Source organism: Aureimonas sp. CAS (genome assembly GCF_059838215.1).
This window is the reverse complement of record NZ_CM187563.1, coordinates 3271111-3284048: the sequence shown is the minus strand read 5'-3', so window position 1 is coordinate 3284048 and position 12938 is coordinate 3271111. Positions and strand designations below refer to the sequence as shown.

Genomic DNA, 12938 nt, shown 5'->3' with positions numbered 1-12938 from the left:
CTATCTTCTGGCTTGGAGGCGCAGGGAGAACAGGCAATGTGCTCAATTTCGCGTCGGAACATTCATTCCGGGATCGGTGAGAACGGGTTGCAGCCGATCGAGCCCTCGGCCGCGTCGTGGGACGAAATGCGCGCTCCGTTCTCTCTTTCGGCGCTGCGCGAGCGGGATGGCGCGCTCGCGCCGCGAAAACCCCGAAGCGCGGATGCGGCGAACGATACCCCGACCGGCCGCAAGGGAAGCGAAGCGCTACGCGCCGCCCAGCGTCGGATCGTCTAGTTTGGAATTCCTCTAACATTTTGCAAGATCTATAGAAATCGGCCCCGGACCCGTCGACTAACTTGACTCGGGTCATCAGGATTTATAGTCCGCAGGCGACCCCCGACCCGAAGAGGCGCGCGACCGGCCGCCGAACGCTCCGGATGGCGGGGATGCCAGCGGAGGTCCGGTCCCTCCGCCCCTAAAGGGGCAACGATGATCTTGTCGTCCTTCCTGCGCCGGCACGTGGCCGGCGCGATCGTTCTGGCCGTCGCCGCGGTCGTGGCCACCGGATCGTTCGCTCAGGATGCCGCGCCGGGCCAGCCGGTGCCCGAAGCCGGCGCGCCGCAGACGAGCGCGCCGGAGGCGAACGCCCCCGAAACGAGCCTGCCGGGCGCCGTCGCTCCACAGCCCGACGCGGCGCCGTCGCAGCCCGATGCAGGTTCCGCCGCGACGCCCGCCCCGACCACGGAACCCTCATCCTCGACCGTCGCTCCGCCGTCCCCGCCCGCCGCCCCGACCGGAGCGGGCGAGGCGGCACCGGCCGAGCCTGTCGTTTCCGCGCAGCCGGAGGCCGCAGAGGCGCCTTCGGCCGAGCCCGCCGCCGAGCCCCTGGCTGCTAGCGAAGCCGTGGACGTCGAGACCGGCGACGTCGCCGGAGCCGCCATGGCCCACGATCTGTCGCCCTGGGGCATGTTCATGGCCGCCGACTGGGTGGTCCAGGCCGTGATGATCGGCCTCGTCTTCGCCTCCTTCGTCACCTGGACCATCTGGCTCGCCAAGGCGCTGGAACTGGCGCTGGCCAAGCGCCGGGCGCGGTCGCAGGTGGCGCGGATCGAGCGCGCGGGTAGCCTTCGCGGGGCCATCGAGGAGGGTCGCAAGCCGCTGAGGCGGGGACCCGTCGCGGCGCTCGCCCTGACGGCGGCCTCCGAAAGCGAACTCTCCGGCCGGCTTCCGGCCGACGGGGTGAAGGAGCGCGTCGCCGTCGCCCTGCAGCGCATCGAGGCCCGCTCCGGCCGTCAGATGTCGCGGGGCACCGGCATCCTGGCCACGATCGGCTCGACCGCCCCCTTCGTCGGCCTGTTCGGCACGGTCTGGGGCATCATGAACTCCTTCATCGGCATCGCCGAGACCAACACGACCAATCTGGCGGTCGTGGCGCCCGGCATCGCCGAAGCGCTGCTCGCCACCGGCATCGGCCTCGTCGCGGCGATCCCCGCCGTCATCATCTACAACGCCTTCTCGCGTTCGATCGCCGGCTATCGCGCGATCCTCGCGGACGGCTCGGCGGCGGTGATGCGCCATCTCTCGCGCGACCTCGACCGGCGCGACGCCGGCCAAGGCTCGCCCTACGCCCAGCCGGCGGAGTGATCCGATGGGGATGAACCTGAAGAGCGGGGGCGACGACGAAGCCGACGAGATGAGCGAGATCAACGTCACGCCGTTCATCGACGTGATGCTGGTCCTCCTGATCATCTTCATGGTGGCAGCGCCCCTTTCGACGGTGGACGTGCCGGTGGATCTGCCGACCTCCAACGCGCCGCCGCAGGAGCGGCCGGACGAGCCGATCTTCCTGACCGTGCAGCAGGACCTCTCTTTGACGCTCGGCGAGGAGCCGGTGACCGCCGAGGCGCTGAGCGCCGCGCTCGACCGCCGCACGGGCGGCAATCGCGAGGAGCGCGTCTTCCTGCGCGCGGACGGCGCCGTCGCCTATGCCGATCTGATGAACGTGATGAACGACCTTCGCACGGCGGGCTATCTGCGCATCGGTCTCGTGGGCGCGGAGGACCCGGCCGCCGCCGTCGAGGCGGCACGCGCCGCCCAGGCGGCCCGCGCGGGCGCGCCGACCGCGCCATGACGGCCAACCTCCACGGCGCCGCCCTCACCGGCTCGCGAACCGGCGCGGCCCTGCGCTGGACGCTCGCGGCCGGTGTCGTCTTCGGCGTCCACGCGATGGGCGCCTGGACGCTGCTCGCGCGCCAGCCCGACCTGCCGCCCCAGGGTGCGCCGGAGGCGGCCGTCCTGATCGAGCTCGCGCCGCCCGCCGCCGCGCCCGAGATCGCGCCGACCGACGTGCCGGAGGAGGCGGAGGAACCCGTCGAGGCGCCCGAGGAGGTGGTGGAGCCGGAACCCGAACCCGAGCCGGTCGTCGAGCCGGAACCCGAACCGGTCGTGGAGCCGGAACCGGAACCGGTCGTGGAGCCGCTTCCCGAACCGGAGCCGGAACTCGTTCCCGAGCCCGAGCCCGAGCCGGAACCAGAACCGGAGCCGCTCCCGGAACCCGAGCCCGAGCCGACACCGGAGGAGGAACTGCGCGTCGACGCCATTCCGCTCCCGACCATGCGGCCGAACCCGCCGCCGCGCCGCGTCGAGCCGGAGCGGCCGCGCGAGCAGCCGCGCCGCGAGCAGCGTCGGCCCGAGCCGCAGCGTCAGCAGGCGCAGCAGCGCCGACAGGCGCCCCCGCCCTCGGCCGCGAGCCAGGGCCAGCAGCGCCAGCAGGCCTCGCAGGGCGCGCCGGTCTCCCGCGCCGCGCAGCAGCAGTGGCAGGCGCAGGTGCAGGCCCGGCTCAACCGGGCGCGCCGGACCCCGCCCGGCGGCGGGCGCGGCACGGCGGTCGTCTCCTTCACGATCTCCGCCAATGGCGCGGCCTCGGGCGTGCGCCTCGCGCGATCCTCGGGCAGCCCCGTGCTCGATCAGGCGGCGGTGGCGCTCGTCGGGCGCGCCGGCCCGTTCCCGGTGCCGCCGGGCGGACGGTCGGTCTCGCTGACGGTTCCGATCCGCTTCGACTGACGCCCGTTCGGCGACGAGGGATTGGCGGCGGCGCGCCGGGACTGATACGGGAAAACCTTGCGGTGCGGGGTGAGTTTTCTGCGCCGGCGCGAGACATCGCGCCATCCGGGAATGACGACATGCTCCAGCGCTTCTTCGCCTACTACACCCCCTACAAGGGGCTCTTCGCGCTCGATTTCGGCTGCGCGATCCTCGCCGGCCTCCTGGAGCTCGGCTTCCCGCTCGCCGTCCAGCTCTTCATCGACCGGCTGCTTCCCTCGGGCGACTGGACGCTGATCCTGCTCGCCTCGGCCGGGCTCATGGCGATCTACGTCCTCAACACCGGCCTGATGGCCGTGGTCACCTATTGGGGCCACATGCTCGGCATCAACATCGAGACGGAGATGCGCCGCAGGGCCTTCGACCATCTGCAGAAGCTGTCCTTCGGCTTCTTCGACAACGTCAAGACCGGGCATCTGGTCGGCCGGCTGACCAAGGATCTGGAGGAGATCGGCGAGATCGCCCATCACGGCCCGGAAGACCTCTTCATCGCCGTCATGACCTTCCTCGGCGCCTTCGCGCTGATGCTCTCGATCCATGTGGACCTGGCGCTCATCACGGGCATCGTGGTCCCGGTCGGCGCCTATGTCACGACGCGCTACGGCACGCGCATGGCGGCCACCTGGCGCTCGATCTACGCCTCGGTCGGCGATTTCAACGCGCGCATCGAGGAGAATGTCGGCGGCATCCGCGTGGTGAAGGCCTTCGCCAACGAGGAGCACGAGCGCAGCCTCTTCGCGGTCAACAACCGCGCCTATCGCGACCGCAAGCTCGACGCCTACCGGATCATGGCCGTCTCGCAGTCGCTGAACTATTTCTCGATGCGCCTGACGCAGGTGATCGTGATGGTGGCGGGCACCTGGTACGTGATCCAGGGCGAGCTCTCCTACGGCGGCTTCGTCGGCTTCCTGCTCCTCGTCGGCGTCTTCTTCCGCCCTGTCGAGAAGATCGCCGCGGTGCTGGAGACCTATCCGAAGGGCATCGCGGGCTTCCGCCGCTACACCGAGTTTCTGGACACCGAGCCCGACATCGCCGACACGCCGGGCGCCCGGCCTCTGCCGGCCGAGGCGAAGAGCGACATCGTCTTCGAGGACGTCCGCTTCGCCTACAAGGGCGGGCGCTCGGTCCTGGCAGGCATCGACCTGACAATCCGCGAGGGCGAGACGGTCGCCTTCGTCGGTCCCTCCGGCGCGGGCAAGACCACGATCTGCTCGCTGGTGCCGCGCTTCTACGACGTCACCGGTGGGGCGATCCGCATCGGCGGGCACGACATCCGCGAGGTGACGCTGGATTCGCTGCGGCGCCGGATCGGCGTCGTCAGCCAGGACGTCTTCCTCTTCGGCGGTACGGTGCGCGAGAACGTCGCCTATGGGCGGCTCGATGCCGGCGAGGCCGAGATCGAGGCGGCGATCGCACGCGCCCATCTGGAGGAGATGGTCGCGAACCTTCCCGACGGGCTCGACACGGTTGTCGGCGAGCGCGGCGTGAAGCTCTCGGGCGGGCAGAAGCAGCGCCTGTCCATCGCGCGCATGTTCCTGAAGGACCCGGCGATCCTGATCCTCGACGAGGCGACCTCGGCGCTGGACACCGAGACGGAGCGGGCGATCCAGCGCTCGCTGGCCGAACTCTCGGCCGGGCGCACCACGCTGGTCATCGCCCACCGTCTGTCGACGATCCGCCATGCGGACCGCATCGTCGTGGTGGAGGGCGGGCGGATCGCCGAGACCGGGAGCCATAGCGAACTCGTCGTGCGCGGCGGCGCTTATGCGCGGCTGGTGCGGGCCCAGGAGGCCGGCCACCGCGAGACGCAGGCCGATCTCGTCGGCGCGCCTGCTTTTTCCGCCTGATCCGGCCGGAGAACGAACGAAGAAGGCCCGGCGGGGACGATCCGCCGGGCCTTCTTCGTTTCAGGTCCGTTCGACGCCGGGCTGGAGGACCCCGGCGCCCGGCCTCACCACTTGTAGGTCAAGGTCGCCTTCACTTCGCGCGCGTCGCCGTAGAAGCAGGCGGTCGGCGAGGAGCACGAACCGACGAACTCTTCGTCGAAGAGGTTCGAGACGTTCAGGGCCGCGGCGTAATTGCCCTTCTCGTAACGGATCGCGGCATCCGCCAGCCACACGTCCGGAACCTTCAGCGTGTTGTCGATGTCGGCGTAGGACGAGCCGACATAGCGCACGCCGCCTCCGACGCTCAGGCCCTCGAGATTGCCCGAGAGCACCGAATAGTCGAGCCAGAGCGAGCCGAACTGGTCCGGCGTCGCGGTCGGGCGACGGCCGATCTCGGTCGGGGCGCCGGCCTCCACCTCGACGTCGTGGAAGGTGTAGGCCGCGGTCACCTTCAGGGCGTCGGTGATCTGGCCGACCGCCTCGAACTCGACGCCGGTGGAGTTCACCTCGCCGATCTGGCGGTTGAAGAGCGTGCCGTCGGTCGTCGTGAAGTTCTCGCGCGTCAGGTCGAAGACCGAGACGCCGATCAGGCTGCCGCCCCAGCTCTCCGGCTGGTACTTGATGCCCGCCTCGTACTGCGTGGCCGTCTCCGGCTTCAGCGGGTCGCCCGACAGGCCCTCCGTGCCGACGAGCGGCAGGAAGGAGCGCGAGACGCTGGCATAGGGCGCCAGGCCGTTCTCGAAATTGTAGATGAGGCCGGCGCGGCCCGAGAACTCGCCGTCCGACGTCTCGGAGCGCCCGCCGAAGAGCCGGTCGTCCGTGCGGGTCGAGACGTCGTCGTAGCGGCCCGACAGGAGAAGGCCGAGATTGCCGTAGCGGATCGAATCCTGCGCGTAGAAGCCGAGCTGCTCCTGCCGCGTGGAGCCGAGGGCGTAGCGTGAATCGACGCCCGGCGCGCCGGTGAAGGACGGGCTGCGAAGGTCCAGCGGCGGCGCCATCGCGAAGCCGGCATCCTCGTCGAAGTCGAAGTGCCGGTAGTCGAGCCCGAACAGGAAGGTGTGGGCCACCGGCCCGGTCTCCACCGCCCATTCGAGCTGGTTGTCGACGTTGAAGAGGTCAATGCGCGGCTGCGTCTTGAAGTCGCCGCGCGAGAGGAGGCCGCTCGCCGGATCGCCGAGGAAGTCGCCGTCCAGATCGACATAGCCGAGGCCGTAGACCGTGCGGAAATCCACCGCCAGCTCGCCGTAGCGAAGGTTCTGGCGCACGGTCACGGCGTCGTTGAAGGAATGGCTGAACTCGTAGCCAACCATCGCCTGCTCGCGGTCGAACTCGTCCACGTCCGGCTCGGAGGTGAAGAGCGAGCGGGGAATGCGCCCGAACGGGGCATCCACGACGGTGCCCTCGTAAGGCAGGAAGTTCTGGCCGTTCGTCTTGGCCTTGGAGAGGTGCGCGTACAGGTTGAGGCTGGTGCTCGCGTCCGGCGACCAGGTGATCGAGGGCAGGAGCGCGAACTGGTCGTCCTCGGTGAAGTCCACCTTCGTGTCGCCGGCATTGCCCGTCGCGACGATCCGGTAGCCGAGCGTGCCGTCGGCGTTCACGCCGTTGACGTCGATGCCGCTCCAGACATTGCCGAACTCGTTGACGCCGACCGAGACCTCGCCGGTGTTGGCCATGACCGGGCGCTTGGACTGGAGGTTGATGAGGCCGCCCGGATTGGACGAGCCGTAGAGCGCGGAGGAGGGGCCGCGCAGGATGTCGATGCGGTCGAGCAGGTAGGGGTTCACCTTCCAGGTCGCGAAGGCGCTCGACTGGAGCTGCAGCCCGTCGAGGAAGTAGCTGTTCACCTGCGAGGGGAAGCCGCGGATCAGGAACCAGTCGTTGCGCGGGTCGGCGCCGAAGGTTTCGGAGCGGATGCCGGGCGAATAGCGCGTCGCCTCGGTGACGGACCGTGCGCCCTGGTCGGCGATCTGCTCGGCGCCCACCACGCTGACGGCCTGCGGCGTTTCAATCAGAGGCAGGTCGCTCTTGCCGGCGCTGACGCTCGCGGCCGGCACGTAGCCGGTGAACGGGCCGGTGCCCGTGCCGCCGAGAACGCCGCCCTCCACCACGACGGTGTCGAGCGTCACGCTCTGTTGCGCACTCGCCGGCAGGAGCCCGGCGAAGAGCGCCGTGGAGACGAGAAGGCTGCGCCCGGCGGCGCGGCGGGGAAGGATGGTCATGGCGATGTCCCGAGGCTCGGCAGGCGGTCGCCGATGCGAAAGCCCCCGAGGCACCGGCCCGAAAGCGCTAGTTTAACTGGATCGCCCGAGTCAACTTATGTCCTGCCCAGCGGCACGCCCGGAAGGGCGAGTGTGGCGGCGATGTGACGGAGCGGCGCTCGGATCGGGCGGATCAGTCCGACAGCGTCGCGTCCTGCGGGACGAGCACCCGCAGCGCGCGGGGATGGATCTTGACCTCGGAGCTCGGCTCGAGATCGACCAGCTCGCCGTCGCGCACCGCGCGGCCGCTTGCCTTCGACAGGGTGGCGTCGATCTTGATCGTCCTGGCGGTGAGGATCGCGAGCGCCGGGTTGCCGCGCCAGGCGCCGCGCAGGATGTCGAGCGCCAGCTTCGAGACGGCCGTGATGTTGTCGGTCCGGCAGATGTAGATGCCGAGCTGCCCGGCCTGCGGCTCGTCGGTGAAGGGCAGATGGCCCTCGCCGTAGAGATTGTTGGAGACGGCGATGGCCGGGCTCTGGATGCGCTGGCGCTTGCCGTCGATCTCGATCTCCATGTGGACCAGAGGCAGGCTTCGCAGCGTGGTGACGATGGCGCGCGTCGAGGCCCACATCTTGCCGATGCGCGACCCGTAGTCGAGGGATTCGCGGGCGCGGACCATGCGGGCATGCAGGCCGACCGAGAACTGGTGGACGAAGGGCTTGCCGTTCACGGTCGCGATGTCGACGGCGGTGACGCGCCCGCCGGCGAGCGCCGAGACGGCCTCCTGAAGGGCGAGCGGGATCTGCAGGCTGCGGGCGAAGAGGTTCATCGTCCCGGCCGGAAGGATGGCGAGCGCGGTGCGCCGATCCATCAGCGTCGCGGCGGCGCAGGAGACCGTGCCGTCGCCTCCGCCGACGAGAAGGACGTCGATGTCCTCGCGCCGGCCCGCGCCGCCGATCGCCCCGACCACGTCCTGTCCGGCGACGACCTCGACCTCGATCTCGTGGCCGTGAAGCCGGAACTCGTCCTCGATCAGCCTGGAGAGGACGGCGAGGTCCGTCGTCTTCAGCGTGCCGCCGTCGCGGTTGAGGATCGCATGCACCTTCATCGCAGTTTCGTCCTCGCGGCCAATGGAGTTCGCGCGGCAGGGCAGCCGAGCCATCGTCCGGGAGATAGGCGCGCGGGCGGCAAAGGACATCGGGGCCGCGCTTCGCCGACCTTACGAAACTTTATGGGGTGCCTTCGGCCGCCTTCGCCTATCCTCATTGTCGGGGGACGATGATGGCGGGACGGGAGCGGCCCGCGACGAGAAGGCGTGACATGGGAATTTGGAAGCAGGGCGTCGTCACGCTCGCCGTCCTCGCGATCGCGGGCGTGGTCTGGATCCGGCTCGACCCTTCGGTCGGCGCCACCCTGACGGCCGAGGGCAGCCCGCTCCCCCAGGCGCTTCATCCCGTCGTCGCCGCGATCGCCCCGGCGCCGGTGGAGCGCGTCGGCCCGACGCAGGGCCGTCGCGGCCCGGCCGGCGATCCGCTCGTCGTCGTCGATGCGGCGCGGCCGCTGGTGACGCGGGACCGCCTTCGCGCCGTGGGCACCGGCGAGGCCGAGCGCTCGGTGCAGGTCTATCCCGACGCCGCCGGCATCGTCACCGAAGTGAGCGTGCGGCCCGGAACGCTGGTCGCGGCCGGCGACGTGCTCGCGCGGCTGGAGAGCGCCGACCAGGAGCTCGCGGTCGAACGCGCCCGGATCGCTCTTTCGGCCGCCGAGGAGCAGCTGCAGCGCTACCGCTCGCTCTCCTCCTCGGCCGCCGTCACGGCCGTGCAGCTTCAGGAGGTGGAGCGCGCGTTGCAGACCGCACGGCTCGATCTGCGCGCCGCCGAGATCGCGCTGGAGCGCCGCAGCGTCCTCGCACCGATCGGCGGGCGCGTCGGCCTGACCTCCATCGACACGGGCGCCCTCGTCGGCAACTCGACGCTGATCGCCACGATCGACGACCGCGCGCGGCTCAAGGTCGCCTTCAACGCGCCGGAGGGCTTCGTCTCCGACCTGTCCGTCGGCCAGCCGCTCAGCGCCATGCCGACGACGCGCTCGGGCACGGTCTACGAGGGCGAGATTTCCGCGATCGACAGCCGGATCGACGAAGCCAGCCGGACGCTTCGCGTCGAGGCCCTGCTCGACAACGAGGCCGACGATCTGCGCCCGGGCATGTCCTTCTCGATCGAGCTGGCGCTGCCGGGGCAGGAGTTCCTGTCGGTCGATCCGCTCGCGGTCCAGTGGGAGCGGACCGGCCCCTATGTCTGGCGCGTGCGCGACGGGACGGCCACCAAGGCCGAGGTCCGGATCGTGGAGCGCAACGTCGACCGCCTCCTCGTCGCCTCGGACGACCTCTCCGAAGGCGAAGCGGTGGTGGTCGAAGGCATCCAGTCGCTGCGCGAGGGCGTGAGCGTGAGGGTGCGCAACCCCGAGGACGCGGGCGGTGTCGCGGGCGCGCCCGTCGCCGACGCGCCCGGCGCGGGCGGGGCGGAACGGGCCGGCGCCGACCCGTCGCGCCGCGCGGCCTTCGGCGCGGGTGCGAACGCCGCCGAGGTCGCACGGTGACGGCCAGGGACGGCGCCACCGACGCGCTCACCAAGTTCACCTCGCTCTTCATCCGCCGCCCGGTCCTGACGATCGTCGTCAACCTCCTGATCGTCGTCGCCGGCTTCGCCGCCTTCCAGGGCGTGGAGATCCGCGAGCTGCCGAACGTCGATCGTCCGGTCATCTCGGTCACGACCGACTTCAGCGGCGCTTCCCCGCAGGTGATCGACCAGCAGGTGACCTCGACGATCGAGGGCGCCGTCGCGCGCGTCCCCGGCATCGTCTCGCTCTCCTCGACCTCCCGGCTCGGCTCCAGCCGCGTCACCATCGAATTCTCGACCTCGACGGACCTGAACGTCGCGGCCAGCGACGTGCGCGAGGCGGTGTCGAGCGTCGTGCGCCAGCTTCCCGACGACGTGGAGGAGCCGCGCATCGTGAAGGCGGACGCCGACGCGGACGCCATCATGCGCCTCGCCGTGCTCTCGCCCAATCTCGCGATCGAGGACCTGACGACGCTCGTCGACGAGGGCATCTCCGACCGGCTGGCGGCGGTGGAGGGCGTCGCAGCGGTCCAGCTCTCCGGCGATCGCGAGCGCCAGATCTTCGTCGATATCCGCCCCGACCAGCTGGCGACGCGCGGCCTGACGGTCGCCGACGTGACGGCGGCGCTCTCCAATGCCGCGCTCGACGCGCCGGCGGGATCGCTGGGGTCGTCGCGCCAGACGCTCGTCGTGCGCGCCGACGCCTCGGTGAGCGACCCGGCCGATCTCGCCGCCATCATGCTCGACGCCTCGACGCGCCTCTCCGACGTCGCCGACGTTCGCTTCGGCCCGGACGAGGCGGGCTCCTATCTGCGCGTCAACGGACAGACCGGCATCGGCCTCGACATCCTGCGGCAGGCCGGCTCGTCCACCATCGCGATCTCGCAAGGGGTGCGCGAGGCCGCGGCGCAGATCAACGAGCAGATGCGGGACGGCACGCAGGTGATCGTGACCTCCGACGAGGCCATCTTCATCAACGGCGCGCTGGAGGAGGTGCGCTCGACGCTGGTCCTGTCGATCCTCATCGTCGTTGCCGTCATCTACCTCTTCCTGTTGTCGATGCGGGCGACGCTCATCCCCGCGCTCACCATTCCGATCGCGCTCGTCGGTGTCCTTGCGGGCATCTATCTCGCCGGCTTCTCGCTCAACATCATCACGCTCCTGGCGCTGGTGCTGGCGACCGGCCTCGTCGTCGACGATGCGATCATCGTCCTGGAGAACATCGTGCGCCGCCGCGCCATGGGGCTCGGCGCGCAGGCGGCGGCCGTGCTGGGCGCGCGCGAGGTCTTCTTCGCCATCATCTCGACCACGGCGACGCTCGCGGCGGTCTTCGTGCCGATCTCCTTCCTGCCGGGCGTCGCGGGCGGGCTCTTCCGCGAGTTCGGCTTCGTCCTCGCCATTTCGGTGACGATCTCCTCCTTCATCGCGCTGACCCTCTGCCCGATGCTGGCCTCGCGCCTGATCGGCCGGCAGCGCGAGCCCGGACCCGCGAAGCGCGCCATCGGCCGCTTCGGAGACCGTGCCGCGGGCCTCTACAGGCGCCTCCTGCGGCTCGCCCTCGCCTTCCCGGTCGCCGTCGTCGCGGCCTGTGCCGTTCTCGCCATGGCGGCCTTCGTCGTCTTCCAGGCCCTGCCGAGCCAGCTGACGCCGAACGAGGACCGGGGCGTCGTCCTGATGAGCGTCTCGGCGCCGCAGAGCGCGTCGCTCGACTACACCGACGCCCAGATGCGGGCGGTGGAGGCGGTGCTCGACCCCTATGTGGCGAGCGGCGAGGCGACGACGATCCTCTCCCGCGTCGGGCTCGGCACGGGCAATCGCGCCTTCCTCGTCATGCCGCTGGCCGACTGGCGGGACCGCGAGCGCAGCCAAGGCGAGATCGTCGGCGAGATCAACGCGGCCTTCGCCGACATTCCCGGCGTCTCGGCGCGGGCGATCCAGCCCAACTCGCTCGGCATCCGCGGCGGCGGGCGCGGCCTCAGCTTCGCGATCACCGGCTCGAACTACGACGCCATCGCCGACGCGGCGGAGGATCTGCGCGACGCGATGGCGGCCGACGGGCGCTGGGGCACGCCCGAACTCTCCTTCGACGCCACGCAGCCGCAGCTCTCGGTCAGGATCGACCGACGCCGCGCCGCCGATCTCGGCATCGCCATCGACGGCATCGCCACCGCCATGCAGTCCCTCCTCGACGGGCGCGAGATCGCCACGACCTTCGTCGAGGACCGTTCGGTGCCGATCCGGCTCGTCTCCACCGCCGAGCCCGTGCTCGACCCGTCGGACCTCCAGAACATCTTCCTGCGCGCCGGCGACGGGCGCATGATCCCGATGTCGAGCGTGGCGAGCATGGAGGAGGAGGCGATCGCGCCCTCGCTGGCGCGCGAGGACCAGTCGCGCGCGGTCTCCATGTCGGCCGACCTCTCCACGGGCCTGACGGTGCAGGAGGGCTGGGACGAGCTGCGCGCCTTCGCGGCCGAGCGCCTGCCCGACGGCATGGTCCTCGTACCGCTCGCCGAGGCCGCCGCCCTGCAGGAGACGTCGAGCGGCGTGACCATCGTCTTCGCCATCGCGCTCCTCATCGTCTTCCTCGTCCTGTCCGCCCAGTTCGAGAGCTTCGTCTCCTCGCTCATCATCATCTCGACCGTGCCCTTCGGGCTCGCCTGCGCGGTCTTCGCGCTCTCCTTCTTCGGGGAGAGCCTGAACCTCTATTCGCAGATCGGGCTGGTTCTCCTCGTCGGGATCATGGCCAAGAACGGCATCCTGATCGTGGAGTTCGCCAACCAGCTGCGCGACGAGGGCCGCAGCGTGCGCGAGGCCGTGGAGGAGGCGAGCGTCATCCGCCTGCGCCCGGTGATGATGACGATGATCTCGACGGTCCTGGGCGGCGTCCCGCTCATCCTCTCGCTCGGGGCGGGGGCGGAGGCGCGCATGTCGCTCGGCTACGTCATCGTCGGCGGGCTCGGCCTGTCGACGGTCGCGACGCTCTTCCTGACGCCGGTCGTCTATCTCGGTCTCGCCCGCTTCTCCAAATCGGGCGCCGAGCGCGAGGCCGAGCTGGAGCGGCAGCTGGCCGAGGCGCAGGCGCGGGCCCCCGCCGAATGAGAAAGGGGCGGACGCTCTCGCGCCCGACCCTTTAACGAAGTCCGCCTCGACCC

At 70.6% G+C, this 12938-nt stretch carries 8 protein-coding genes; 6 read left to right on the top strand and 2 right to left on the bottom strand.

What is annotated here, in order from left to right; all coding sequences use genetic code 11:
* The first annotated feature begins 471 nt into the window (after window positions 1-471).
* The 4 genes from exbB (at window position 472) to AC6R2M_RS15795 (ending at window position 4931) form a co-directional block, all read left to right on the top strand.
* Window positions 472-1626 (top strand): tonB-system energizer ExbB, encoded by a 1155-nt coding sequence (gene exbB / locus AC6R2M_RS15810; protein ID WP_500483781.1) that lies wholly within the window; start codon window positions 472-474, stop codon window positions 1624-1626.
* A gap of 4 nt (window positions 1627-1630) precedes the next feature.
* On the top strand, window positions 1631-2113 hold the full coding sequence (gene exbD, locus AC6R2M_RS15805; RefSeq protein ID WP_500483779.1) for a TonB system transport protein ExbD: 483 nt from the start codon (window positions 1631-1633) through the stop codon (window positions 2111-2113).
* Window positions 2110-3045 (top strand): energy transducer TonB, encoded by a 936-nt coding sequence (locus AC6R2M_RS15800; protein ID WP_500483777.1) that lies wholly within the window; start codon window positions 2110-2112, stop codon window positions 3043-3045. Before exbD ends, AC6R2M_RS15800 begins: the two co-directional genes overlap by 4 nt.
* A gap of 119 nt (window positions 3046-3164) precedes the next feature.
* Window positions 3165-4931, top strand: a complete 1767-nt coding sequence (locus AC6R2M_RS15795) for an ABC transporter ATP-binding protein (protein ID WP_500483775.1) — start codon at window positions 3165-3167, stop codon at window positions 4929-4931.
* A 104-nt stretch (window positions 4932-5035) separates the two neighbouring features.
* Here AC6R2M_RS15795 and AC6R2M_RS15790 read toward each other — a convergent pair whose 3' ends face one another.
* Window positions 5036-7189, bottom strand: coding sequence for a TonB-dependent siderophore receptor (locus AC6R2M_RS15790; protein WP_500483773.1), 2154 nt, complete (start codon window positions 7187-7189; stop codon window positions 5036-5038).
* Between the two features lie 172 nt (window positions 7190-7361).
* On the bottom strand, window positions 7362-8276 hold the full coding sequence (locus tag AC6R2M_RS15785) for a diacylglycerol/lipid kinase family protein (protein WP_500483771.1): 915 nt from the start codon (window positions 8274-8276) through the stop codon (window positions 7362-7364).
* A gap of 212 nt (window positions 8277-8488) precedes the next feature.
* Between AC6R2M_RS15785 and AC6R2M_RS15780 the strand changes: the two genes are divergently transcribed.
* The gene (locus AC6R2M_RS15780; protein WP_500483769.1) at window positions 8489-9766 is read left to right on the top strand and encodes an efflux RND transporter periplasmic adaptor subunit; all 1278 of its coding nucleotides are present in this window, start codon (window positions 8489-8491) and stop codon (window positions 9764-9766) included.
* The gene (locus tag AC6R2M_RS15775; RefSeq protein WP_500483767.1) at window positions 9763-12885 is read left to right on the top strand and encodes an efflux RND transporter permease subunit; all 3123 of its coding nucleotides are present in this window, start codon (window positions 9763-9765) and stop codon (window positions 12883-12885) included. The genes AC6R2M_RS15780 and AC6R2M_RS15775 overlap by 4 nt, the downstream gene beginning before the upstream one ends.
* Window positions 12886-12938 lie beyond the last annotated feature (53 nt).

Coding starts and splice junctions, on each gene's coding strand:
- AC6R2M_RS15790 (WP_500483773.1), bottom strand. CDS start 7,189: ATGACCATCCTTCCCCGCCGCGCCGCCGGGCGCAGCCTTCTCGTCTCC.
- AC6R2M_RS15800 (WP_500483777.1), top strand. CDS start 2,110: ATGACGGCCAACCTCCACGGCGCCGCCCTCACCGGCTCGCGAACCGGC.
- exbB (WP_500483781.1), top strand. CDS start 472: ATGATCTTGTCGTCCTTCCTGCGCCGGCACGTGGCCGGCGCGATCGTT.
- AC6R2M_RS15785 (WP_500483771.1), bottom strand. CDS start 8,276: ATGAAGGTGCATGCGATCCTCAACCGCGACGGCGGCACGCTGAAGACG.
- exbD (WP_500483779.1), top strand. CDS start 1,631: ATGGGGATGAACCTGAAGAGCGGGGGCGACGACGAAGCCGACGAGATG.
- AC6R2M_RS15780 (WP_500483769.1), top strand. CDS start 8,489: ATGGGAATTTGGAAGCAGGGCGTCGTCACGCTCGCCGTCCTCGCGATC.
- AC6R2M_RS15795 (WP_500483775.1), top strand. CDS start 3,165: ATGCTCCAGCGCTTCTTCGCCTACTACACCCCCTACAAGGGGCTCTTC.